The following is a 24,204-nucleotide window of genomic DNA, read 5'->3' as shown; positions in this document are numbered from 1 at the left end:
CCGGCTTTCCCAATCATTTCTTTTAATTGACGTGTTCCCTGGCGGGGGCCGCATCGTCGTCCAGGAGCCACAGCCCCGCAACGGCCCTGCGTTTGATTCCGACATGCGCCACACTGATCCCGTTGGTCATGGATTCCCATTGCACATCACGCAGTCCGAGCCGGGTGAGCATCGCGGACAGTTCATCCGGCAAAGGAAACATGCGGATGGTTTCCGGCAGGCAGGCATAGGACTCGGCCGATCCTGCCAGCAACTGGCCCAGGGCGGGCATAATGTTGAAAGAGTAAAAGTCGTACAGACCGCGGAACACGGAGTTGGTGGGCCGTGAGAACTCCAGGCACAGGAAGCGTCCGCCGGGCTTGAGCACCCGGATCATCTCGGAGAATCCTTGCCTGAGGTGGGTGACATTGCGGATCCCGAAGCCCACCATGACGCAGTCAAAGCTGTTGCTGGGAAAGGTGATGCGCTCGGCATCCCCCTGAACATAACCGATGTGGCCCAGATCAGGATACGGATCGATTTTGTGCCGGCCGGCCTGGATCATGGCATGGTTGATGTCGTAGACGACCACCTGGCCGGTGGGGCCGGTACGCCGACCAGCCAGGATGGCCAGATCACCGGTCCCTCCGCAGACGTCCAGCACCTTGTCGCCTGGCCGGACACCGAGCAGGCGCACGGCGGCACGTTTCCAGGTATGCTGGATGCCGAAGCTGAGCAATGAGTTCATGAAATCGTATTTAGGCGCTACTCGGTCGAAATGAACACGCACGGCATCGGCTTTTTTACCTTCATCGAACTCGCGGATGCCGAACCGGGCCCGGCCGGTTGACCGGATGTGATCGTCCACTTGTTCCTGTCGCTTTTTAGCGTCAAACCACTGGGGATTTCGCCAGAGGGCCATTCGGGCTCCTTTCAACCTATTCTATTCGTTTAAAATGCATCATGTAATTCATACTGGTATCATCGCATAGCGACGCATAGCCGATAAAGGGGAAATAGCGCAGACCGGACAGATTGATAAAATCAAGTCCCGCCGCCATGCCCCATCTTTTCAGCTCGTCTGGCCGTACCAGTTTGCGATATTCATGGGTCCCTTTTTTGACTATTCCCAAAACGTATTCGGACATTCCGATCACCAGCAGCCGTGAAAGCCATGTGCGGTTGACCGTGGCGAAAAACACGTCCCCGCCGGGTTTGACCAGACGGGCACAGGCATTCAGGATGGAGGCTGGACGCGGAACATGTTCCAACAGTTCCATGCAGGTGACCACGTTAAAATGATCGGGGATTTGATGAGCCAGATTCTCGGCCGTGCTTTGTTGGTAGTTGACGGTCAGCCCGCTTGCTCGCATATGGGCGCGGGCAACGGCCAGGGAGGCCTCGGCCATGTCGATACCGGTGACCTGCGCGCCGCTGGCGGCCAGCGCCTCGGCGAGCAGTCCCCCGCCACAGCCCACATCGAGAACCGCTTTGCCCGCCAGCTCGCTTCGATCACGCACATAGGCCAGGCGCACCGGGTTGATGTCGTGCAGGGCCTTGAATTCACCGTCACGGTCCCACCAGGTGTCGGCCATGGCCGAGAAACGGGAAATTTCAGCGCGATCGATGTTGTCGCTGGTCGTCATGGTTCCTCGTCGGGTCAATTCGGTTGTGGATGCGTTGGATATTTGCGGCCAGAGAAATAGCAGATGGCCGGTAATGGATCAAGGGCCAACTCAAAAATTGAATCCATTGGGTAAATCAGAAAAGGGGGCAGGCTAAAAGGAGATCAGGATTGCGGAAAAAAAGCATGCCAACACAAAGGCATTGGTGCCGGGTGGGTCGACAAGGCGCCCCCGAAAGGCGCATATTGAAATCGGTGTCTTTCGGGGGCGGTTTGATAAAATGGGCCAACAAGCAATAACGATTTGGAATTATTCGTTTACAGGCCCCCTGTACTGGTCGGGCCGGGGCTGTTGCTGATCATCGGGGCGACGGGTTCCCACACGCTTTTCTGCCTGTTTCTGCCGTTCGACTGCCACCCCGACGACCTTATGGCGTACAGGACGTCTTTTTTCGTGGTGCCGGTGATGATGGCGTCTGTCACGCTCTCTTTTGTGATGATCCGGTCGATGCCGTTTGTCTCTTTCAGGCGGCTTGCCTCTCGCGTAGCCGACCTCGTCCCATCGTAACGCGAAAAGATTGCCGGATACATCATTTTGCATGCGATTTTGTGAGTGAACGCCATCCTGCGCGAAAGCCGGGGCCCAGCTGATGAATTGCAGGGCGAATATAACAGCGATTGCATTGATCAGGATCGATTTTTTCATCACCTTACCTCCTTTTTTTGCCGACACGGGCGTTATGCCTGTACACGCATTGATGGCAAGCCGTATGCCAGCATTAAAAAGGAGGAATTTAAATAGTAAATAAGTCTATGGTTAAAACAATTATTTCAATATTTTGTTTATGGACCTGATCGGATGATAATTTGGCGTGCGGGCCCGATTTTTCCTTCCGGCCGCTTGATCCGTCATGCCCTTGCCGCCCCTTTTTGATGATCAGTGTTACGATTCTTTCACACGCTGTTACCCGTTGGCCTGGGTTTCCGAGTTTTCGATCTGTGCATGGTAGCGTTGCAGGGAGCGTACTTTCGGGGCGCCCTGGCGCCGCGCGGCAATGCCCTTGGCCGCGGCAATGGCCGCAGCTGTGGTGGTGATATACGGAATCTTATACTTGATGGCGGCCTTGCGGATATTCGAGCTGTCCTGGCTGCTTTTGCTCCCGCTGGGGGTGTTGACGAGCAGCTGAATGTCTCCGCATTTGATCACATCCACCAGATTGGGCCGGCCCAGGTCGAGTTTGGAGACAGCCACCGTGTCGATGCCGCGTTCCTTTAAGAACCGGTGCGTGCCCTCAGTGGCCATGATCCGGAACCCCAGCTCCCGAAACCGGCGCACGGGCTCCAGGGCGGCATTCTTATCCCGGTCGGCCACGGTAAACAGCACGGTCCCGTCAAGGGGCAGGGGGGCCTGGGTGGCTTCCTGGGCCTTGAAAATCGCCCGGCCGAACGAATGGGACAACCCCAGGACCTCGCCGGTGGAGCGCATTTCCGGTCCCAGCACGGGGTCCACTTCGGGAAACATGTTGAAAGGAAATACCGCCTCCTTGACCCCGTAATGGTGCACCTGGCGGTCTTTGATATCAAGTTCACAGAGCGTTTGTCCCAGCACCACCTGGGTGGCCACGCGGGCCATGGACAGGCCGCACACTTTGGAGACGATGGGCACGGTGCGCGATGCCCGGGGGTTGGCTTCCAGCACATAAACGGTATTGTCGTAAATGGCGTACTGCATATTCATCAGGCCGACCACATTCAGGGCCTTGGCGATGCGGCGGGTATATTCGCGGATGGTGTCGATATGCTTGGGCGCCAGGCTGATGGGCGGAATCACACAGGCCGAGTCGCCGGAGTGGATGCCGGCCAGCTCGATATGTTCCATTACCGCGGGCACGAAGGCATCATCCCCATCGGCGATGGCGTCGGCTTCGGCTTCGATGGCATTGTCCAGGAATTTGTCGATCAGGATCGGCCGCTCGGGAGACAGTTCCACCGCCGCATTGACATAACGTGCCAGCATGGCATCATCATGAACGATCTCCATGCCCCGGCCGCCCAACACGTAGGACGGGCGGACCATCAGCGGATAACCGATGCGCGCGGCGATCTCACGCGCCTGGTCGAGGCTGGCCGCCATGCCTGATTCGGGTTGGGGGATGCCAAGATTCTGCATGATCTTGCGGAAGCGGTCCCGGTCCTCGGCCAGATCAATGGTGTCCGGCGATGTACCCAGAATGGGAACACCGGCCTCGGCCAGTTCGCGGGCGATATTGAGCGGTGTCTGCCCGCCGAACTGGACGATCACGCCCTCGGGCTTTTCCTTCTCGTAAATGCTCAGTACATCCTCCACGGTAAGGGGCTCGAAATAAAGCTTGTCCGAGGTGTCATAATCCGTGGACACGGTTTCCGGATTGCAATTGACCATGATCGACTCGTATCCGGCATCGCGGATGGCCAGGGCCGCATGCACGCAGCAATAATCGAACTCGATGCCCTGTCCGATGCGGTTGGGGCCGCCGCCCAGGACCATGATTTTGGGCCGCTGGCTGACCGTCACCTGATCCGGGGCGTTGTAGGTGGAAAAGTAATAGGCGGCGTTTTCGACCCCGCTCACCGGCACCGGCTCCCAGGTTTCCACCACTCCCATGGCCCGTCGCTGATCGCGGATGGCGGTTTCCGGCACGTCCAGCAGTCGGGCCAGGTAGCGGTCGGCAAAGCCGTCCTTTTTGGCGCGTTCCAGCAATGCGTCGGGAAGCGTTTTGCCCTGATACCCAAGAATTTCCTCCTCGAGCTGTACCAGTTCGCGCATCTGTTCGATAAACCATGGCTTGATGTGCGTTGCCGAATGCAGCGCATCGGTATCGGCGCCTTTGCGCAAGGCCTCGTACATGATGAACTGGCGCTCGCTGGTGGCCTGGGAGAGCCTTTTCATGAGCGTTTCCAGCGGCAATGTATGAAAATCGTTGGCAAAGCCCAGGCCGTAGCGATTGATTTCCAAACTGCGGATGGCTTTCTGGAAGGCTTCCTTATAGGTCTTGCCGATGCTCATGACTTCGCCCACGGCCCGCATCTGGGTGCCCAGCTGATCCTCGATACCCTCGAATTTTTCAAAAGCCCAGCGAGGGAATTTCACCACCACATAGTCGCCTGACGGGGTGTATTTTTCCAGGGTGCCGTCGCGCCAGTAGGGAATTTCGTCCATGGTCAGCCCGCCGGCCAGCAGGGAGGAGACCCGGGCAATGGGAAACCCGGTGGCCTTGGAGGCCAGGGCCGATGAGCGCGAGGTGCGCGGGTTGATTTCAATGACCACGACCCGTCCGGTGGCCGGGTCGTGGGCGAATTGAACGTTAGTGCCGCCGATCACCTCGATGGCCTCGACAATGGCGTAGGAATAGTCCTGCAGGCGCTTTTGCAGGGCCGGATCAATGGTCAGCATGGGCGCCGTGCAGTAGCTGTCGCCCGTGTGAACGCCCATGGCGTCGACATTTTCAATGAAACACACCGTGATCATCTGATTCTTGGCATCCCGGACCACTTCCAGCTCCAGCTCTTCCCATCCCAGGACCGATTCCTCGATCAGGACCTGGCCGATCAAACTGGCCGCAAGTCCCCGGGCGGCAACAATGCGTAGTTCCTCAACGTTGAACACCAGGCCGCCGCCGGTGCCACCCATGGTGTATGCCGGACGGACGACCACCGGATAGCCCAGTTCCCGGGCCACCCGTTCAGCCTCCTGGACACTTTCCACGGCTTCGCTCTTGGGCATCTCGATTCCCAGGCGGGTCATGGTCTCCTTGAACGCCGTGCGGTCCTCGCCGCGTTCGATGGCCTCCAGGCTGACACCGATGACCTGGATGCCGAATTCTTTAAGCACGCCCTGATGGTGCAGTTCGGCGGTGAGGTTCAGGGCCGACTGTCCACCCAGGTTGGGCAGTACGGCATCCGGGCGCTCGGCGGCGATGATTTCGGTAAGCACCTTGGCGTTGAGGGGTTCCACATAGGTCACATCGGCCAGTCCCGGATCGGTCATGATCGTGGCCGGATTCGAGTTGACCAGAACGATCTGGTAGCCCAATCCTCTGAGGGCCTTGCAGGCCTGGGTGCCCGAGTAGTCGAATTCGCAGGCCTGGCCGATGACAATGGGACCGGAGCCAATAATCAGTATTTTGTGGATATCCTCGCGTTTGGGCATTTTTCCTCCTGGTGAAATTGTTGCCGATGATGGTCGGGGTGTCATTAAAATTGAATTTTTTTAGTTAAATTAAGTAAAAATGAAAAACAAGCCTTAAGTATGCGTATCTCCCACGCTGGACGAAATCTTCCATTTCGGCTATCATGCGTGGCAATATCGGTATTGGATCAGCCCACGACCGAATTGATCCGAAGCCTGTTCAAACAATCAACCATCCCGTCACTTTTTGGATAGGCAGGATCCAAGATCATAAAGGAGATTGCCGTGTATTGCCGTTGGTTCCACTTGTCCGCTTTATTGCTTTTGTTTTTGCCGGCTATCGTTTTCAGTCAGGAGGCCCCCATCAGCGAGGCCACTCAGGAATGCCTGGATTGTCACGGCGTCTTTCATCCGGGGATTGTGGCCGACTGGCGCGCCAGCCGCCATGCCGTGATCACACCGGCCGCGGCCCTGAAGGCCGATGACCTGTCCCGCAAGGTATCCAGCCAGACCATTCCCCAGGCGCTTCAAACGGTGGCCGTGGGATGTGCCGAATGCCACGGCCTGCGCAGCGACAAACATGCCGACACCGTTGACCACAACGGCACCGACATCCATGTGGTGGTCAGTCCGGATGACTGCCGCACCTGTCATGCTGTCGAGGCCGACCAGTATTCACGCAATATCATGGCCCATGCGGTTGGCAATCTGGCCGACAATGCACTCTACAACCAGTTGGAAAACGCCATCCTGGCCGATCGATCCCTGGAAAAGGGACAACTCAAGACGGCTCCGGTGGATGCTGATACCCGGGCCGAAGCCTGCTATTATTGTCATGGTACGGTACTGAAGGTCAGTGGCACGGTAATCCGCGACACCGATGCCGGTGAACTGGAATTTCCCGTGATCGAGGGCTGGCCCAATCAAGGGGTGGGCCGGATCAATACCGATGGCAGCAAGGGGGCCTGTTCGGCCTGCCACACCCGGCATGAATTCTCCATGGCCGTGGCCCGCAAACCGCATACCTGTCAGGAGTGTCATGTGGGACCGGATGTGCCGGCGTACAAGGTCTATACCTCGAGCAAGCACGGCAATATCTATACCTCCAAAAAAGCGGACTGGGACTTCAAGACCGTGCCGTGGACCGTGGGGCGTGATTTCACGGCGCCCACCTGTGCCACCTGCCATATCAGCCAGGTGGTCACCGAAGACGGTCAGACTATCAGCCAGCGCACCCATGAAATGAAAGACCGTCTGGCATGGCGCATTTTCGGCCTGATCTACGCCCATCCCCAGCCCAAATCGCCGGTTACATCAACCATCCGCAACGCCGATGGATTGCCCCTGCCCACGGATTTCAAGGGTGGCCTGGCCAAAGCCGATCTCATTGGACCGGATATTCAGGCCCAACACACGCAGACCATGCAGGCTACCTGCAAGGCCTGCCATGCCACCGGCTGGGTCGAGGGCCACTGGCGGCGCTACACCAATACCATTGAACGAACCAACCGGGCCATTGGGACGATCACCGAACTGATGACCGAGGGCTGGCGCCGGGGCTATGCCCAGGGACTGGACCAGGGCGGCAATCCCTTTGACGAGCACAGCGAACGCCTGTGGAGTGATGCCTGGCTCTTTTACGCCAACACGGTGCGCTTTGCCTCGGCCATGGCCGGCGGCGGCGATTACGGGGTCTTTGCCGACGGTCGTTACCAGCTCTCCCGTACCATGGCCGATCTTCATAAATGGCTGGCGCAGCGACGGATGCTCGAAACGGTTAACGGCAAAAATCCGTAAGGGGCGACTTGGGGGGATCTGTTATTTGATCCGATTTTGCAGGATGCGGATCTTCAGAATTTTCTCGTTATAGGCCAGCAGCAGATTACTTTTTTTCAGAATGCCGAGAACCTTTTTTCTGTGCCTTGAATCCACCACCGGCAGTGTCGAGATATGTTTTCCCTCAAACACTTCGAAGGCGGTTTCAAGGGTGTCGTTCGAGGCCAGGCAGTAAACCGCTGTGCTCATGATGTCTGCGGCCACGATGATCTCACACAAATCAACCATGTCGGACAGGCAGTTTTTCAAATCCCGCATGGATAGCATGCCGACGAGTTCGTCTTTGTGATTCAAGACGACAAAGTGAGGATACCTGCTTTTTTGCGCTTTGACGATCAATTCCCGCAGACCTGTGTCTGTCCGGACGCTTTCGTATTCCCGGTCCATATATTGGGTCACCGGAATGGATCGCAAGAGGTTGACGTCATGGCCACGGACAATTTTAATGCCTCTCTTGAGCAATTTGGTCTCATAGATCGAATTTCCGTAAAATTTCTTGACAATAATCAGGCTGGCGATGCAACTCGTTATCAAGGGCAGGATAATCTCGAAATTATAGGTCAGCTCAAAAATAGTAAAAATGGCTGTAATGGGTGCCATGGTGACGCCACTGACGATCGCCCCCATGCCGATCAACCCGTATGCCGGGTAGGACGCAACCCACGCCGGGAACAAGATATTGACGGCGATGCCGAACAGGCCGCCCAACAGGGAGCCCAATACCAGGGAGGGGGCGAAAATGCCGCCTGAAAAACCGGCTCCGACGGAAAAACAGGTGGCCACCAGTTTAAGAACGAGAACAATGGCAATGAGATTAATCGCCATTTTTCCGGTTAGGATCAGGTTGATGGACTGATACCCCACGCCGATCACATGGGGACAGTAAAGGGCGATCACCCCCACCACCAATCCGCCCACGGCGGGTTGCACATAGCCGGGGATCTTGAGCCGGTTCAAGGCGTCTTCGACATGGGATATGGATTTGATGAAAGCGATGGATACAAAGCCGGCCAGGATGCCGAGCAGGCCATAAAGGGCAATCTCCCGGTAACTGACCAGTGTGTAGGCGGGGATGTCGAAGGCCGGCAGGTTGCCAAAGAAATGGTGGGAAACAACGGTGGCCGTTACCGCTGAAATGGCGATGTGGCTCAGATGGCTGATTTCAAAATCGACAAGGATAATTTCCACGGCGAACAGCATGCCTGCCATGGGGGCGTTGAACGTGGCGGCAATTCCGGCTGCCGCGCCACACGCCAGAAAAACGGTGCGCCATTCAGGGGAAAGCCTGAGCAGTTGAGCGATGGAAGAACCGACCGATGAGCCGATGTGCACAATGGGGCCTTCCCTGCCCACAGAGGCTCCGGTACCGATGGAAATCACCGTCGATAGAATTTTATAGACCGTCGTTTGGTGCTTGATAATCCCTTGCCGTGAAGCGACAGCGTGAATGACTTCGGGCACGCCGGCGCCCCGGGTTTCAGGCGCCAGTATGGAAACGATGGGGCCGATGGCCAAACCGCCCAATACTGGAATTAAGATAACCACATACCACGCCAGATGGGTTGCCGCGCCGACAATATCAAAGGGATTCTGCCAGCATAAACGGGTGGCAACCAGCAACAGATAGCGAAACCCAACCGCCAGAATCCCGCTCAGCAGGCCGATGAGGACGGCGACCATTAAAAGGGGGATCAGATTTTCCCTGTCTGACTTGAACATCCAAATTGGTTCGGTAGACGTTGGCATGATTTTAAATAGTGCCCATCCGGTTCTGGATGGACACTAAATCAGTCAATGATGAATAGGCATGAGCGCCTTGTCTCTGAAGCCCTACGGCTTATACAGCGTTAGGGGCAGCCTTTCCTATCGTGCCCTGCGTGTCAAGCATATTGTTGCGGCCGGCATTTTCACAACCGTTGGATTGAAACATTGAAGGAGAACCCCATGCCTGTTACCAACCCGCGCATCAAGGTACGCAACGACCGTGAAATTGTTGCCGGTGAGTATGTGCTTTACTGGATGCAGCAGTCCCAACGGGCCGAGCACAATCCGGCACTGGATATCGCGATTCAGGAGGCCAACCGGCTGCACCTGCCGGTGATCGTCGGGTTCGGACTCACCGACGCCTATCCCGAGGCGAATCTGCGCCATTACCGGTTTATGCTGGAAGGGCTGGTCGATGTAAAGGATAGATTGATCAAGATGGGCATCCAGTTGGTGGTGCGGATGGGGTCGCCGGACCGGGTGGCGCTTGAGCTTGGACAGCAGGCGGCCTTGATGGTGTGTGACGTCGGGTATACCCGCTACCAACGGCAATGGCGCTGGCGGGTGGCCAAACAAGCGCCCTGTCTTGTGGTTCAGGTGGAGGGGGATGTAGTGGTGCCGGTGGCTGTGGCATCCGCCAAGGCCGAGTATGCCGCGCGCACCTTTCGCCCGCGGGTGAAAAAACACATCCATGACTTTCTCCGGCTGTCCCGGCCGGTGAAACCACAACAACCATCCCTGGGCATGGAGATCCACGGCCTGGACCTGAACGACATCGACACGGTGTTGTCCAAACTGGATCTGGATCGCTCGGTTGAACCGGTGACCGGCTTGTTCAAGGGCGGCACCAGCGAGGCCAACCGGCGGCTCAAGAATTTTCTTGGTCAGCACCTCGATCATTATGATGCCAACCGCAATCAGCCCCAGACCGATGACATTTCTCACATGAGCCCCTACCTGCACTTCGGCCAGATCTCGCCCGTTCGTCTGGCCCTGGCCGTGCGCGACGCCAAAAGCGGGCAGGCGAGCGATCGGGACGGCTATCTGGAGGAATTGATCGTGCGCCGGGAACTGGCCGTCAATTTCGTTTATTACGAAAAAGAATATGATCGCTATACCTGCCTGCCGGCGTGGGCACAAAAGACTCTGGCCGAACACGCCGGCGACCCCCGCGAGTACAAATACAGTCAGGATGTGCTCGAAGCTGCCCAGACCCATGACCCCTATTGGAACGCAGCCATGCGTGAGATGAAGCATACCGGGTTCATGCACAACTACATGCGCATGTACTGGGGCAAAAAGATCCTGGAGTGGTCAGGCTCGCCCGAGCAGGCATTTGCCACCACCCTTTCCATCAACAATAAATACTTCCTCGACGGCCGTGATCCCAACTCCTATGCCGGGGTGGCCTGGGTGTTCGGTAAGCATGACCGGGCCTGGTTCGAGCGGCCCATTTTCGGAAAAGTCCGTTATATGGCGGCCAGCGGCCTGGAACGTAAATGCGACATCAAGGCCTATGTTGAAAAGGTGGATGGGCGGGTGCGAGGCTTGAAAAGCTGATACGGCGGACCTGTGGCGAGTGGCCTCCCAAAGGGACTCTCATTATTAACTATGACCTTGCCGGTATTATTTTTTCAGGGACGCAGTGCATCAAAACGCTGCCGGATCGTTTCGATGCGTTTCCGGTTGACGCCCAGATCGGAATACCCCATCCGGGAAGCGGACCGGACGTGGATGATGGATTCGTTCGGGAAATAGAATTCCACATCATCGACAAATCCCATGATTCTGGATTTGAATTCTGCATAAAGATAATCTTTTGTATCCGTTATTAGGCGGGCACCGGCCATGCTCGTAACCACCTGTTTTAACGTCTCCTTGGCGGCAGCCTGCTCACCATTGTAAACAAGCGGAGCGATGGTGTGCGTTTTCTCCTTGCTCTGGCTAGAGACACAATTGGGCGAGTCGGGGCAGGGGGCCAGATATCCATTGGTAACGCCGATATTCTCGGGTGGCTTTCCAGCGCAAGAAAACATGATGGCTCCTGATAATATGATTGATAACCCCAATTTATGGTTTGTTTTCATGTGCACCACTGGTGTCAAGGGTCAGGATGAAAGGAAACGAAGTATCTGTACTTCAAAAATTACGCGTTTTTGTGCCCTCGTCAAGTGACAACTCGTTTTTGCCGGTCACAAACGGCTGACTATTGACGCCACCATCAACCGAATTGTTTCCACTCCTACACAAGCTGCTAACAATTTGTTGATTTGGTTCACCATGACGCGCCAGTTGGCCGGTTCCCACGCGCTTAAGCGTGGGAACATTCTATCCGGTCGGTCCAAGCCCAGTTGGTGCTCCCCCGCGGGGCACGGAAGCAAGGCAACATATGATAACAATACCATTGTTACCTGTCAGACGGTATCAAAATTGCTTATCAAATACTTGCCCATATCTTAAAATCATAGAGAAAAATAATGTTTCTGAACATCGATGGAGGCAAGATACGACCAAAGGCTTTTTTATGAAATCAATTGTATACGAAAAGTACGGCCCCCCGGAAGTGCTTCAGGTCAAGGTGGTTGAGACACCGATACCCAATGATGATCAAATCCTGGTCAAAATTCATGCGGCGGAGGTCACCAAGGCGGATTGTGAGATGCGAAGTCTTGATTTTCAAGTGAAGTGGCTGAGACTGCCCATGAGAATTGCTCTGGGAATCATAAGGCCGAGGAAAAAGATATTGGGCGGCTATTTTTCAGGTGAAGTCGAGTCGGTCGGAAATAGGGTGGATTCTTATAAAGAAGGAGATGAAGTCTTTGGCGCGGCCGGGCTAAGGCTGGGCGCCCATGCTGAATACCTGTGCCTGCCGGCAGAATCCACAATTGTGCCCAAACCCCGGCATTCAAGCTTTGAAGCGGCGGCGGCAGCAGTGCTGGGTGGTTTGAATGCGATCCATTTTATGCAAAGCGCAAACATCCAAAAGGGAGAAACGGTGCTGATCAATGGTGCCGGGGGCAGCATTGGCATTTATGGCATCCAGATCGCAAAAGCGTTGGGGGCCGAGGTGACGGCTGTTGACGGTTTGCACAAGAAAAAGATGTTGTGCCATATCGGCGCGGATCATTTCATCGATTATGCCAAAGAAGACTTTACCAAATATGGCCGGACCTATGATGTGATTTTTAATATGGTTGCCAAATATTCATATACCGCGTGTATCCGCAGTCTCAACCCCAAGGGACGCTACCTCATGGCAAATCCCAAGCTATCCGATATGTTGCGCGCGTTGTTGACGTCCATGTGTACTGACAAAAAAGCGATTTTTGCCTTTGCCGGAGAAACAACGCAAGAACTGATCACCTTAACAAAGATGATTGAAAAGGGGCAAATCAAACCTGTTGTGGACAAGGTCTATTCAATTGATCAGGCCGCGGACGCGCATCGACGTGTGGAGACGGAGAAACGGTTGGGGGCTGTGATTATTTCCATCGTGAATTCGTAATCCATTTGAGGGGAAAAATACCTACTACGAAACTTAGTCTATTTTTTTGTTGAAAATAGCCTCTAGGTCTGCCATACTATGCAAAAAAATAAAGAAGGAGGCAGATCATGCTACCAGTCATGCGTTGTGGCGACTATCTCTATCCGGTTCCTAAATTTGACCTCAGTAAAGGCGATTTCGAAGATTTTATGATTGAACTCAATGGCTTTCACGAGCAGTTTGCCGATTGTTTCCAGCGCAGCGAATCCAGAGATCATTTTTTTAAATATATGGCTGGCCAATTCAGCCCACTGGCGCGCAAGTCTATCGAACCGATCGCGTTGGCCGTTGAGAACGGCAATGTCAGGGCCTTACAACGCTTTGTTAGCGATGCGCCATGGGCTGACATTAAAATGGGGTCTAAGTATCGTAGTTTTGTTGATGACGATCTGGGCAGTCCTGATGGGGCCATCATTTTCGATGAAAGCGGTTTTCTCAAAAAGGGCCATGACTCGGTCGGCGTCGCCAAACAATACTGCAGGAGCATTGGAAAGGTCGACAATTGCCAGGTGGGCGTTTTCGCCGGCTATGTTTCCGAATCCGGATACGCAATGGTAGACAAGCGACTGTTCATCCCTAAAAAGTGGTTCGCCAAAGATTATTCCGCTCGTCGTAAAAAATGCAAACTGCCGGAAGACACCGTTTATAAATCCAAACCGCAATTGGCCGCCGAGATGCTTGCCGATCTGCGTAAGGAAAATATACTGCCGTTTAAATATGTGCTGGCCGACTCGATATACGGAGAAAATTCTCAATTCATAGAAACCGTTGAATCGATGCCGGATAAAACCTATTTTGTGGCGGTTTCCAAAGACACCCAATGTTGGCTCAAGCGACCGATGACCTTGAGTAAAACGTATCGCTGGGGTGGCAAAACCCGGACCAAGACCATTCTGGTCGGCCAGGACAGTGACCCCATGGCCGTAGAAGAATTGGCCAAAAATATCAACGACTATTTTTGGTATCGCCGACAGGTGTCTGAGGGCGCCAAAGGGCCGGTTGTCTACGAGTTCACGCGGCGCCGGGTGATCCTGTCCGCTGCCGGTAGGCCGCAAAAAACCATTTGGTTACTGATCCGCAGAACCGTTGGGGACGATCCGCAATACCGTTTTTTTATCAGTAATGCCTCCTCGAGCACGAGCCTGGAAACCCTCGTCTGGCTTAGCGGGCTGCGCTGGGCGATTGAGCAGTGTTTCGATGAAGCCAATACCGAACTGGGCATGGACCACTATGAAGTTCGTAAGTTTTCAGGATGGCATCATCATATACTCACATGCATGATGGCCCATTTTTTCTTGTGGCACATGAAAATCAGGATGGGGAAAAAAAGCACTATTTACTATGCGGTCGCAGCTTAAATTACGTAATATGGATTGGCGGTGCCGTCTTTATGGGTAATGCGGATGCCGTTCGGAGGATATAGTCATGCAGGTTGATTTAATCGGCGGACTGCACATTCACTACCGACGAAGAGGATATGCCGGTGCACCACTGGTGGTTTTCGCCAACTCTTTAGGGATGGACCTGAGAATTTGGAATGGTGTGCTTAGCCACCTGGGCGGCAGAATTCAGAGCATCTGCTACGACACAAGGGGACATGGCCTTTCCGATGCGCCCCCGGCTCCCTATACCTTGGACAACCACATCGACGATTTGCTCGGCCTTCTTGACCATCTACGCATCAAGAGAGCGATATTTTGTGGCGTTGCAATGGGCGGCATGATCGCGCTGGGACTCGCGGCGCGTCGTCCCGGTATGGTTCGTGGGTTGGTTCTTTGTGACACGGCCCATAGGATCGGATCGGATGAGATGTGGAACCAGCGTATCGAACAGATTCGGCGATATGGGATTGAACGTGTCGCTGATTCCATTCTTGAGCGATGGTTTTCCAAATCTTTTCGTCATACCGTTCCGGAGGCGGTAGCCGGTTGGCGCAATATGTTGGTCCGTACCCCCGTCGAGGGATACATCGGCGCCTGTGCGGCACTGCGAGACGCCGATCTGACAGTGGCTGCCAAGAGTTTGAGACTGCCCGTAGACTGCCTGTGTGGTTCAGAGGATGTTGCCACACCGCCTGACCTGGTGCAATCCATGGCCGATCTGATCGCTGAATCGAGCTTTCGGCTCGTGGATGGCGCCGGGCATCTACCCTGCATTGAGGCGGCAGACAGTTTGGCTTCAGCGATCATTGCCTTTATTAAAGAAATTAGTCTGGATAAACAAGATCGATTAGAAGAGCCGGGTTATTTGCAGGCCAGCGCTGGAAGGAGACTTAGCATTTGATGGACGCTGATTTAGACCCGCTGGCAAATCGCCTGCATGGCTGCTGCCCGGTTGGAAAAAACCCAATCCACACGGCGGGCAACGCTCCGGTACAGGCAGTTGCGGGAATCGGCAAAGCCGGTGCCGATCCCTTGGCCCAACCCATGATGGTAATGGATCAGGCTGCGGGACATAAAAAGATGGTGGCCGGCGATTCCTCCCCATTGCTTGGCTCTGGCCAGCCTGCTGAAACGATCGATGCGAAGACGGGCAATGGGAATGAACGCTTTGGCTGGAAGGAAATCAAACAGAGCGAATAGGGATGGATTAAGCCCCATCAAATGAAAGTCCCTGCCCGCTGTAAGGTGTCCCAGCAGCCGTTGCATGTGCCGGCGTTGGGTGGCCGGCCGCGGGTAGATTTCCGTTTTGATTTCGATCATCAGGTGTTGCCTGCCGCCGTAACGATCCACCACTTCGGCCAGGGTGGGGATCAGCGGAAAGCGGGCGTTAAGCGCATCTGCCGTCAGGTGGCGGATTTGAATGGGGGCATTGAAAAGGCGCCCGGTGTCCGCGTCGTGGAACACCACCGGAACCAGGTCCCGGGTCCAGCGGACGTCCAGCTCAAGGCCCCACACGCCTGCGGCGGCGGCCTGGTCAAAGGCCGCCAGGGTGTTTTCGAAACAGGCCTGGTTGTCGTGTTCACCACGGTGGGAGATGATCCGGCAGGTGTTCAGGTGATCAGCTCGGGGAACAGACTGCGGCCATCGTCGGCAGATCGCGTCTGCCATACGGTGAAACACCGTTTCAACCCGATCCATTTTTCGAGCGCCATTCATTCCATGTCCTCCGAAACAAAAAATCCTTTGACTACACAGCCGTTTGGGTTATAGGGACAGTTTGCTTTGTTGGGGCAGATTAGCATAGGCCAAACCAAAAAAACAGCCGGTCGCCGCATTCCATGATCCATGACACGGCAAAGACAAAAGAGAATGAATTCCATGAAAACAGAAAAAGTTGGTCAGCGTATCCGGACATTTATGGAAAAGCAGGAGATGTCGGTGGACGTTCTTTCCGAGCGGACAGGTCTCGATGTCGGTTTTATCAACAATGTCGTTGAAGATGACGTTTATCCGTCCCTGGGGCCGTTGCTCAAGATCGCAAAGGCCCTGGACGTCCGTTTGGGCACCTTTCTTGACGATCAGATCAGCAAGGATCCCCTGGTGGTCCGGCGTGAGGAACGCAAAGAAGAACTGAGCATGTTGCGCGGCAAGGATAAACCCGTGGCCCTGAAATTTTACAGCCTGGGCAGCGGAAAAAGCGATCGCCACATGGAGCCGTTTTATGTGGAGCTGTTACCTGAATCGGAAAAGTCCAAGGACTTGTCCAGCCACGAGGGCGAAGAGTTTATCGTGGTCTATTCCGGCCAGGTGGAAGTGACCTATGGCACGGAAAGCTATGTCCTCGAAGCCGGCGACAGCATTTATTACAATTCCATCGTGCCCCACTATGTGAGCTGCAAGGGGGCCCAGGCGGCATCCATTTACGCCGTGCTGTACATTCCCAGTTAAGGAGGCACCATGGCAACGGAGCATTTGCAGTCCCTGACGCTGGGGCAGATTCTGGATCGGATCGTGGCCGCCCATGGCGACCGCGATGCATTGGTTTATGTGGACCGGGATTTCAGGCTGACCTACAACGAATTTGCGCGTGTAGTCGACCAGCTGGCCAAGGGGTTGATGGCACTGGGCGTTCAAAAAGACGAAAAAGTGGCCGTGTGGGCCACCAATATCCCCTACTGGGTGGCCCTGCAGTTTGCCACGGCCAAGATCGGTGCGGTTTTGCTGACGGTCAACACCAACTATAAAACCGCTGAGCTGGCCTACCTGTTGGAACAGTCCGACACACAGACGCTTTTTATCATCGACGGATACCAGGATACCGATTACATCCAGACTGTTTATGATCTGGTGCCGGAGCTCAAGACCCAGGAGCGCGGTCGCCTGCAAACCGATCGCTTCCCGCACCTCAAGCGGGTCTGTTTTCTGGGCCAGGAAAAACATCGCGGCATGTACAGCATTCCCGAGATTATGGCCCTGGAATCCATGATCAGCGACGATCAGTACCTGGGCCGCCAGGCCGAGCTCGATCCCCATGACGTGGTCAACATGCAGTACACCTCCGGCACCACCGGATTTCCCAAGGGGGTCATGCTGTCGCACTACAACATCGGCAACAACGGATTCTGGATCGGTGAAAATCAGCGTTTTACCGAAAAGGACCGGGTGTGCCTGCCGGTGCCGTTGTTTCACTGTTTTGGGTGTGTGCTGGGGGTGCTGGCCATCGTGACCCACGGTGCGGCCATGGTGATCCTTGAAAAATTCGATCCGGTGCAGGTCATGGCCTCGGTGGAGCAGGAGCACTGCACCGCCCTTTACGGCGTGCCCACCATGTTCATTGCCGTGCTGGAGCACAAGTTGTTCGACAAATTTGATTTTTCTTCGCTGCGCACCGGCATCATGGCCGGCTCGCCATGCCCGGTGCAGGTGATGCGCCAGGTCATCGACCGTTTGAACATGAGCGAAGTCACCATCTGCTACGGCCTGACCGAAAATTCTCCGGTCATGACCCAGACCCTGCCCGATGACGACATCCGGCGGCGCACCGAGACCGTGGGCCGGGCCATGCCTCAGATCGAGGTCAAGGTTGTCAATCCGGACACCGGCGAACTCCTGCCGCCCGGCGAGCAGGGCGAGGTCTGCTGCCGGGGCTACAGTGTGATGAAGGGCTACTATAAAATGCCCGAAGCCACGGCCAAGGCCATTGATGATCAAGGTTGGCTGCATTCCGGCGACCTGGGCGTGTTGGATGAAGACGGCTACCTGGCCATTACCGGCCGGCACAAGGATATGATCATCCGCGGCGGCGAGAATATCTACCCGCGTGAGATTGAGGAGTTTCTGTACCGCATGGACGAGATCTCGGATGTTCAGGTGGTGGGGATTCCCAGCCAGAAATACGGTGAAGAGGTCGGCGCTTTTATCATCCGCAAGGCCGGTAGCGATATCACCGCCGAAGACGTGAAGGATTTTTGTCGGGGCCAGATCGCCCGCTACAAAATTCCCAAGTGGGTTGCTTTTGTGGACCAATTCCCTTTGACCGCCAGCGGCAAGGTCCAGAAGTATAAGCTTCAAGAGAATTCCATGGAATACTTTCCTGAATCCGGTGCTTGATCCCATGATGGTCGGCGCTTACCGAATTGATGCCGTTGTGTTTGATTTTGACGGCACCTTGACAGAACCCGGGGCACTGGATTTCTCGGTGATCAAGATGGCGATCGGCTGTCCTGACCATACGCCTGTGCTGGAGTTCATGGCCCAGGTGACAGACCCGGTCCGCCGGGCGGATATGGCCCGGGAGCTGGACCGCTTTGAAATGGCCGGGGCCGCCATCTCCCGGCCCAATACCGGTGCGGAAATGATCCTGGCCCGCATCCGGCAGCTCGGCCTGCCGATTGGGATTCTGACCCGCAACAGCCGTGCCTCGGTTGAGCGGGCCCTGGAAAATTTCAGTGAATGCACCATCGCCGACATTGATGTACTGGTCACCCGTGAAGATCCGGTGAAGATCAAGCCTTCGGGGGAGGGGGTGCGCCTGGCAGCCAGTCGATTGAATGTTGATCCGGCCCACGTCCTGATGGTGGGTGATTTTCTCTTCGACATTCAGGCGGGCCGCCGGGCCGGCGCCCTGACCGCTTATCTGACCAACGGAAGGCCGTCTCCCAAGGATCTGGAGGCCCACGTCGTCGTCCAAACGCTTGCGGAACTGGAGCCTTTCCTTACCGATGGCGCGCCCCTGCCGGCCGGAAAACTGCCCAATGATTTCCTGGCTGAACTGTTGGCCCGCTATCGGATTACCGATCCTTCGGTGATTGTGGGGCCGTCGGTGGGTGAGGATACGGCTGCGGTGACCATTGGTGGGGACACGGTGCTGGTGCTCAAAACCGACCCCATCACCTTTGCCACTGAATCCATTGGCCGCTATGCCGTCCTGATCAATGCCAACGACCTGGCTACGGCCGGTGCCGAGGCCCACTGGATGCTGGCCACGATTTTGTTGCCCTGCGGTTTTTCAAGGTCTCAGGTGCGGCTGATTTTTGTCGATTTGCATGAGGCCTGCCAGTCACAGAACATCACCCTGTGCGGCGGGCACACGGAAATTACCGATGCGGTCTGCCGGCCGGTGGTGACCGGGATGTTGACCGGCACCATTGCCCGCGATGACCTGATTCAGAAACAGCGCATGACACCCGGGGACCGGGTTCTGTTGACCAAGGGGGTCGCCGTGGAGGGGACAGCCATCATTGCCACGGAGTTCAAAGACCTGCTCCTGGAAAAAGGCATGGATGAACAAGAGATCGACGCCTGCCGGACGTTGCAAACCCTTTTGAGCATCCTGCCCGAGGCCCGCATTGCCTGGGACAACGGCGGGGTGTCCGCACTGCACGACGTCACCGAGGGCGGCATCGCCACGGCGCTGATGGAACTTAGTCTGGCGGGCGGAAGGGGCATCCGTATCCTTTGCGAACGGATACCGGTCTATCCCCGGACCCGGCGAATGGCCCAGATCCTGGGACTCGATCCCCTGGGGCTCATCGGTTCAGGCAGCCTGTTGATCTGCTGCCGTCCGCATCACGCCCGGCAATTGATGGCCGACCTGGACAAGGCAAATATCGCTGTTACCGATATCGGTGAGGTCACCAGCGCTGACGCGGGAATCGAGGCCCTGGAAAATGGGCAGTCGGTGCCGTGGCCCCGGTTTGATGTGGATGAGATTACCCGGTTGTTTGCCTAACATGCGTCCGTCAACCAATATGTGCAACCTGCCGCCATGGGAGATCGCCTCCCGGGCGTACAATGAAGCCCCCACGCCCCTGTCCATCCAGGGAATCCGTGCCACCCACCATCACTTTTTCGCCATACTGGATCGCCTGGACACCTGGGCGGAGCGTGCCCGGAGCTACGAGGATTACATGGAGGTGGCCTTTCATCTCCATCAGTGGCGGCGGGAAAAAGACCCCAGTGGACAGCTCAGTCTCAAGAACAGTTACCTGCGTTTTCTACGGGGATGGCTATACGATTCCAACTCAGTCGAAGGTGCGGTAATGAAGGGCTGGGTGGAAAGCCGCCTTGGCATCCCCCCCACCTTTCACCGCACACGGATCATGGACCGCAAGAGCGACGCCTACCTGGATTACATGCGTGACCGATTGAATGCAGCCGCCCGTACCAACGCCATTTTTTCCCAGCTGGACCTTTTGTACGAATTCGTGCAGTATGAGCTTTCGCGCCGTGATCCGGAGCGCACCCATATGACGCTTTACCGGGGGGTGTACGATTTTGCCGAACACACGATCATCGAGCAGGCGGACAAACACCACGCCACGTTGCAGCTCAACAACCTGAACTCTTTTACCCGTGATTTCGAGCGAGCATGGGAGTTCGGTACCATGGTCATCGAAGTGCAGGTGCCGATTCCCAAGATTTTTTTTGACGGCGCATTCCTGCATGCCGGTATTCTCCAGGGGGAAGAGGAGGTGCTGGTGATCGGTGGTGAATACGATGTCGTGCTGCGCTTGTATTGAGGAACTGGATGAGCGATTCCATCTTACCTGAAGAAGAAAATGAGAACCCGTTGCCGTGGCCGGAGATCGCGCAGCGTGCCAGGGCGGCCTTTCTGGGCGTGGCCCTCGGCGATGCCCTGGGCGCCACCACGGAGTTCATGACCCCCATGGAAATTCGGGCCAAATACGGGACGCTCAAAAAGATTGTCGGTGGCGGTTGGCTGCATTTGAAACCCGGCCAGGTGACCGACGATACCCAAATGTCGCTTTGTATCGCCCGGGCCATGCGGGATTCAGGGGGATGGAACCTGACCGCCATTGCCGAGAATTTTGTGGCCTGGATGAAGAGCCGGCCGGTGGATATCGGCGCCACCTGCGCCCGTGGGATTGGCGATTTCATGCACAAAGGCATCCTGGAAGTGCCGTATAACGAATGGGATGCCGGCAACGGCGGCGTCATGCGCATGGTGCCGGTGGCCCTGGGAACGGTGGGAGATGACCGGCTGCTTGAAACCTGGGCGGTAGAGCAGGCCCGTCTGACTCACAATCACCCGCTTTCCGATGCGGCCTGCATCGCCGTTGGCCGGATGGTCCAGCAGGCCATGACTGGGGCATCGCGGGAGGCATTGAAAACCATTGCCGGCAATCTGGTGGCGACCCACCGCACGTTTCGCTATCGTCCTTACCTGGGAAACAGCACCGCCTATGTAGTGGACACCATGCAGACGGTTTTTCATTATTTTTTCAACACCAGCAGCTTCGAGGACTGTCTGATCGGCGTGGTCAACCAGGGCGGCGATGCCGACACCACCGGCGCCATCGCCGGCATGATCGCCGGGGCTTTTTACGGCATCCAGAGCCTGCCCCGGCGCTGGCTTCGGCGGTTGGACCGCGCCGTGCGCGAAGAAGCAACGGATCTGGCTGATCATCTGATAAACGCCTCGCCGATGGCGGCTGCCCAGCGATAGCCGGCTTGCTTTTTTGTGTGAACCCTCGCTCAATTTGCCAATCCTTGATCAATAATAAGGAAACAGTTGGGATGGGGCGGAACCATCGCTTGCCTGTTGCCGAATACGTAGAAAAGAAGTCTGTGGCCTCTTTTAGGATTATGGCTTTACAGTAAGGTTTTAATCCAATTTTATGAATGAAAGGAACCCTTGATGAAAAAGATGATCGGTGCCGTTTTGGTATTATTTCTCATAACCGTTGACGGCATGGCCGAGGAAAAAAAGATTGATCTGACAAGCACCCGGGATAAGATCAGTTATTCGATCGGTACCCGAATCGGCAATGATTTTTCCCGTCAGCAACTTGATATCAACCCGGATATACTCATTCAGGGGATCAAGGACGCGATGGCTGGCGATGAGATGTTGATGACCGAAGCGCAAATCCAAGATGTCCTAAGAAAATTCCAGCAGGAGCAAATGGCCGCCCAACAGGCGCAAATGAAAGTCATCGGCGAAAAGAACGCGAAAGAAGGTGCGGCGTTTCTGGCCGAGAATGCCAAGAAGGATGGTGTCGTTACCCTGCCCAGCGGCCTGCAGTACAAAATTTTGACCAAGGGTAAGGGCAAAAATCCGACTCCGACGGATACCGTTACCGTCAATTACCGCGGTACCCTGATCGACGGGCGGGAGTTCGACAGCTCGTACAAGCGCGGTCAGCCGGCGACTTTTTCCGTCAACGGTGTGATTCCCGGTTGGACCGAGGCATTGCAGCTGATGAAGGCGGGGGCCAAATGGCAACTCTTCATTCCGGGGGAACTGGCCTACGGCGAGCGTGGTGCGGGACAGACAATCGGTCCCAATGCGACACTCATTTTCGACGTCGAACTGATTTCGATTAAGTAACAGTAAGGATCGCTTCGCCGGCATCCACCCCAATTGGGGGTGGATGCCTTCAACGTTTCAGTCACGCTAGTGCTTGATGTGGATAAATTGTTACATTTATTTCTCATCGTGTTAAATGTTGCACAATCGGAGGGAAAATTTTGTCCTGATTTATGGCTTCTTGTCAAGACCCGCCGACTTTTATCAACGTATAGGCAATTATTTTTATATTATATTTGTCTCATCCCGCTTTTCTTTTTTTGGAATTGGCTTGTTTTCTGCTTGAAGGTTGGCTTTGATTCTCGCTTAACGCCTGAATTTTGCATGATGATCAAAATAGAAAATAGGCGGATGTTGAATCCGATGATTTCTAAAAGAGAAATTCGCTTCGAGTCGAGTTGTTGTTTTATGTCGTTTGTCTGGCCTGTACTCCTTCTGATATTGTTGCTGCTCTGGTCGCAAAAGTCTGTCGCTATTTCTCATGCAAATCAAACTTACCAAATAAAAGCATGATCTTTCAGGCGGTCATGGTGATCTCATGATTTCTGGATGATGGCCGGCGTGTATCAATTTATTGATATTGCATTGGCTTTGCTAACTGTTCAGTGATGGTTAATTTGGCGACTCAGAAAGGTGGAAAATGATTAAAATGAGCAGGCGGTTTCTTGGGAAAGGGCTTTTTCTGTTTCTTATCATTTCGATGACGTTTTTTGCATGCGGGGGAGACGATGACGAAGGGGGGGAGCCAGAAACAAACAACGTGAGTCTTGATGGTATTTGGTCCGGCAGTTATGGACAGAGCGACACAAAAATAATGTTTTTTATGAATGATGGCGAAATTTACGGTGTTGACGAAAATAGTGACCTTTATTCAGGGGATTACTCTTTGTCTAATGTGGATGATAACTTCTCGGCAAGTATTCAAGGTGTTGGTATAGATATTGAGATTACTGGTAGCGCATCAGAACAAAATCAGATCAGTGCAACCTTTACGACTTCTGATGGTAATACGGGAGATATAACACTGGCGTTCGACAGTGTTCGTTATAACAGGTCTTCGTCATTTGAACTTTTATCAGGAGAGTATGTTTCTGATCAGAGTACTTATTCCATTGACAAGCTCGGCAGCCTAACCGGAACATTTTGTGACGAGTGTCAAGTCTCGGGCACTTTTTCCATCCTTGATTCTGAACACAGTCTCTATGGCCTGGAATTAGATTTATCCCAATGCGATGCGGCGGGGCAATACAGTGGCTTGGCGGAGATTAAAGACAATGATACGTTGATTGCTATTTTGTTCGGCGGTTCCAGTCGGTTATCTTTAAAAGGATATAAACAATAAACGCAAGCGATCATGCCCCCGGCCATTATCCACGATTTCTCCAAAACATTCAGTTTCAAAAGGCGCTATGATACTTATTTAGCGCCTTTTCTTTATCGCTTCCTCACACGTACCGTTCGCGTTAAAAAATTAAGAGCATGTTTGAGAAGTCTGGATCAGGCCTGATAACAAGGCGAAAAGTGCCTCAAAAGCGGAGCATATATGTAATATGTGAGCATTTTGAGACACGTTCC

19 protein-coding genes are annotated in these 24,204 nt (G+C 54.8%); 12 read left to right on the top strand and 7 right to left on the bottom strand.

Features of this window, described 5'->3' with window-relative positions:
* Positions 1–22: 22 nt before the first annotated feature.
* The 4 genes from ubiE to carB form a co-directional block, all read right to left on the bottom strand.
* Positions 23–901 carry a bifunctional demethylmenaquinone methyltransferase/2-methoxy-6-polyprenyl-1,4-benzoquinol methylase UbiE gene (gene ubiE, locus Dvar_RS39340; protein WP_419658922.1) on the bottom strand — a complete coding sequence of 293 codons (879 nt, stop codon included), beginning with the start codon at positions 899–901 and terminating at the stop codon, positions 23–25.
* A 16-nt stretch (positions 902–917) separates the two neighbouring features.
* A complete protein-coding gene (gene ubiG / locus Dvar_RS39335) occupies positions 918–1,625 on the bottom strand; it encodes a bifunctional 2-polyprenyl-6-hydroxyphenol methylase/3-demethylubiquinol 3-O-methyltransferase UbiG (RefSeq protein ID WP_419658921.1) in 708 nt (235 codons plus the stop codon).
* 288 nt (positions 1,626–1,913) lie between these two features.
* On the bottom strand, positions 1,914–2,309 hold the full coding sequence (locus tag Dvar_RS39330; protein WP_419658920.1) for a hypothetical protein: 396 nt from the start codon (positions 2,307–2,309) through the stop codon (positions 1,914–1,916).
* 258 nt (positions 2,310–2,567) lie between these two features.
* Entirely contained in the window at positions 2,568–5,792 is a 3,225-nt protein-coding gene (gene carB / locus Dvar_RS39325; RefSeq protein ID WP_419658919.1) for a carbamoyl-phosphate synthase large subunit, read from the bottom strand.
* Between the two features lie 264 nt (positions 5,793–6,056).
* Between carB and Dvar_RS39320 the strand changes: the two genes are divergently transcribed.
* Positions 6,057–7,568 (top strand): multiheme c-type cytochrome, encoded by a 1,512-nt coding sequence (locus tag Dvar_RS39320; protein WP_419658918.1) that lies wholly within the window; start codon positions 6,057–6,059, stop codon positions 7,566–7,568.
* Between the two features lie 21 nt (positions 7,569–7,589).
* On the opposite strand, the gene Dvar_RS39315 is transcribed toward Dvar_RS39320, so the two are convergent.
* The gene (locus Dvar_RS39315; protein WP_419658917.1) at positions 7,590–9,326 is read right to left on the bottom strand and encodes a chloride channel protein; all 1,737 of its coding nucleotides are present in this window, start codon (positions 9,324–9,326) and stop codon (positions 7,590–7,592) included.
* 225 nt (positions 9,327–9,551) lie between these two features.
* On the opposite strand from Dvar_RS39315, the gene Dvar_RS39310 reads away from it, so the two are divergent.
* Positions 9,552–10,931, top strand: coding sequence for a deoxyribodipyrimidine photo-lyase (locus Dvar_RS39310; RefSeq protein WP_419658916.1), 1,380 nt, complete (start codon positions 9,552–9,554; stop codon positions 10,929–10,931).
* Positions 10,932–11,005: 74 nt separating this feature from the next.
* Here the strand turns inward: Dvar_RS39310 and Dvar_RS39305 are convergent, their stop codons facing one another.
* On the bottom strand, positions 11,006–11,407 hold the full coding sequence (locus Dvar_RS39305) for a DUF1499 domain-containing protein (RefSeq protein ID WP_419658915.1): 402 nt from the start codon (positions 11,405–11,407) through the stop codon (positions 11,006–11,008).
* A 488-nt stretch (positions 11,408–11,895) separates the two neighbouring features.
* Here Dvar_RS39305 and Dvar_RS39300 point away from each other — a divergent pair, with 488 nt between their 5' ends.
* From Dvar_RS39300 to pcaD, 3 genes are all read left to right on the top strand, one after another.
* Positions 11,896–12,876: an NAD(P)-dependent alcohol dehydrogenase gene (locus Dvar_RS39300; RefSeq protein ID WP_419658914.1), complete on the top strand. Its 981-nt coding sequence runs from the start codon at positions 11,896–11,898 to the stop codon at positions 12,874–12,876.
* A gap of 107 nt (positions 12,877–12,983) precedes the next feature.
* The gene (locus tag Dvar_RS39295) at positions 12,984–14,273 is read left to right on the top strand and encodes an IS701 family transposase (protein ID WP_419658913.1); all 1,290 of its coding nucleotides are present in this window, start codon (positions 12,984–12,986) and stop codon (positions 14,271–14,273) included.
* Between the two features lie 67 nt (positions 14,274–14,340).
* Positions 14,341–15,198 carry a 3-oxoadipate enol-lactonase gene (gene pcaD, locus Dvar_RS39290; protein ID WP_419658912.1) on the top strand — a complete coding sequence of 286 codons (858 nt, stop codon included), beginning with the start codon at positions 14,341–14,343 and terminating at the stop codon, positions 15,196–15,198.
* Positions 15,199–15,209: 11 nt separating this feature from the next.
* Here the strand turns inward: pcaD and Dvar_RS39285 are convergent, their stop codons facing one another.
* On the bottom strand, positions 15,210–16,013 hold the full coding sequence (locus Dvar_RS39285; RefSeq protein WP_419658911.1) for a glycerophosphodiester phosphodiesterase: 804 nt from the start codon (positions 16,011–16,013) through the stop codon (positions 15,210–15,212).
* Between the two features lie 162 nt (positions 16,014–16,175).
* Between Dvar_RS39285 and Dvar_RS39280 the strand changes: the two genes are divergently transcribed.
* The 7 genes from Dvar_RS39280 to Dvar_RS39250 all read left to right on the top strand — a co-directional run bounded on the left by Dvar_RS39280 (position 16,176) and on the right by Dvar_RS39250 (position 23,971).
* The gene (locus Dvar_RS39280) at positions 16,176–16,745 is read left to right on the top strand and encodes a cupin domain-containing protein (protein ID WP_419658910.1); all 570 of its coding nucleotides are present in this window, start codon (positions 16,176–16,178) and stop codon (positions 16,743–16,745) included.
* Between the two features lie 9 nt (positions 16,746–16,754).
* A complete protein-coding gene (locus Dvar_RS39275) occupies positions 16,755–18,407 on the top strand; it encodes an AMP-binding protein (RefSeq protein ID WP_419658909.1) in 1,653 nt (550 codons plus the stop codon).
* 4 nt (positions 18,408–18,411) lie between these two features.
* A complete protein-coding gene (locus tag Dvar_RS39270) occupies positions 18,412–20,028 on the top strand; it encodes an HAD-IA family hydrolase (RefSeq protein WP_419658908.1) in 1,617 nt (538 codons plus the stop codon).
* A gap of 1 nt (position 20,029) precedes the next feature.
* Complete coding sequence (locus tag Dvar_RS39265; protein WP_419658907.1) at positions 20,030–20,818, top strand: NAD(+)--dinitrogen-reductase ADP-D-ribosyltransferase; 789 nt, start codon at positions 20,030–20,032, stop codon at positions 20,816–20,818.
* Positions 20,819–20,826: 8 nt separating this feature from the next.
* Entirely contained in the window at positions 20,827–21,765 is a 939-nt protein-coding gene (gene draG / locus Dvar_RS39260; RefSeq protein WP_419658906.1) for an ADP-ribosyl-[dinitrogen reductase] hydrolase, read from the top strand.
* A gap of 246 nt (positions 21,766–22,011) precedes the next feature.
* The gene (locus Dvar_RS39255) at positions 22,012–22,650 is read left to right on the top strand and encodes an FKBP-type peptidyl-prolyl cis-trans isomerase (protein ID WP_419664227.1); all 639 of its coding nucleotides are present in this window, start codon (positions 22,012–22,014) and stop codon (positions 22,648–22,650) included.
* Positions 22,651–23,269: 619 nt separating this feature from the next.
* Positions 23,270–23,971, top strand: coding sequence for a hypothetical protein (locus tag Dvar_RS39250; RefSeq protein WP_419658905.1), 702 nt, complete (start codon positions 23,270–23,272; stop codon positions 23,969–23,971).
* The last annotated feature ends 233 nt before the right edge of the window (positions 23,972–24,204 follow it).

It is taken from the genome of Desulfosarcina variabilis str. Montpellier, from assembly GCF_048565275.1.
In the GTDB taxonomy this organism is placed as follows: Bacteria; Desulfobacterota; Desulfobacteria; order Desulfobacterales; family Desulfosarcinaceae; genus Desulfosarcina; species Desulfosarcina variabilis.
Note: the sequence above shows the minus strand (reverse complement) of the source record. Positions and strands in the feature narration are given on the sequence as shown.

What these genes read in the sequence shown, in the direction of transcription:
- Dvar_RS39295 (WP_419658913.1), top strand. Translation starts at nt 12,984, where the DNA reads ATGCTACCAGTCATGCGTTGTGGCGACTATCTCTATCCGGTTCCTAAA.
- pcaD (WP_419658912.1), top strand. Translation starts at nt 14,341, where the DNA reads ATGCAGGTTGATTTAATCGGCGGACTGCACATTCACTACCGACGAAGA.
- ubiE (WP_419658922.1), bottom strand. Translation starts at nt 901, where the DNA reads ATGGCCCTCTGGCGAAATCCCCAGTGGTTTGACGCTAAAAAGCGACAG.
- Dvar_RS39300 (WP_419658914.1), top strand. Translation starts at nt 11,896, where the DNA reads ATGAAATCAATTGTATACGAAAAGTACGGCCCCCCGGAAGTGCTTCAG.
- Dvar_RS39315 (WP_419658917.1), bottom strand. Translation starts at nt 9,326, where the DNA reads ATGTTCAAGTCAGACAGGGAAAATCTGATCCCCCTTTTAATGGTCGCC.
- Dvar_RS39250 (WP_419658905.1), top strand. Translation starts at nt 23,270, where the DNA reads ATGATTAAAATGAGCAGGCGGTTTCTTGGGAAAGGGCTTTTTCTGTTT.
- Dvar_RS39280 (WP_419658910.1), top strand. Translation starts at nt 16,176, where the DNA reads ATGAAAACAGAAAAAGTTGGTCAGCGTATCCGGACATTTATGGAAAAG.
- Dvar_RS39265 (WP_419658907.1), top strand. Translation starts at nt 20,030, where the DNA reads ATGCGTCCGTCAACCAATATGTGCAACCTGCCGCCATGGGAGATCGCC.
- Dvar_RS39310 (WP_419658916.1), top strand. Translation starts at nt 9,552, where the DNA reads ATGCCTGTTACCAACCCGCGCATCAAGGTACGCAACGACCGTGAAATT.
- Dvar_RS39270 (WP_419658908.1), top strand. Translation starts at nt 18,412, where the DNA reads ATGATGGTCGGCGCTTACCGAATTGATGCCGTTGTGTTTGATTTTGAC.
- Dvar_RS39255 (WP_419664227.1), top strand. Translation starts at nt 22,012, where the DNA reads ATGGCCGAGGAAAAAAAGATTGATCTGACAAGCACCCGGGATAAGATC.
- Dvar_RS39275 (WP_419658909.1), top strand. Translation starts at nt 16,755, where the DNA reads ATGGCAACGGAGCATTTGCAGTCCCTGACGCTGGGGCAGATTCTGGAT.
- Dvar_RS39305 (WP_419658915.1), bottom strand. Translation starts at nt 11,407, where the DNA reads ATGTTTTCTTGCGCTGGAAAGCCACCCGAGAATATCGGCGTTACCAAT.
- draG (WP_419658906.1), top strand. Translation starts at nt 20,827, where the DNA reads ATGAGCGATTCCATCTTACCTGAAGAAGAAAATGAGAACCCGTTGCCG.
- ubiG (WP_419658921.1), bottom strand. Translation starts at nt 1,625, where the DNA reads ATGACGACCAGCGACAACATCGATCGCGCTGAAATTTCCCGTTTCTCG.
- carB (WP_419658919.1), bottom strand. Translation starts at nt 5,792, where the DNA reads ATGCCCAAACGCGAGGATATCCACAAAATACTGATTATTGGCTCCGGT.
- Dvar_RS39285 (WP_419658911.1), bottom strand. Translation starts at nt 16,013, where the DNA reads ATGAATGGCGCTCGAAAAATGGATCGGGTTGAAACGGTGTTTCACCGT.
- Dvar_RS39330 (WP_419658920.1), bottom strand. Translation starts at nt 2,309, where the DNA reads ATGAAAAAATCGATCCTGATCAATGCAATCGCTGTTATATTCGCCCTG.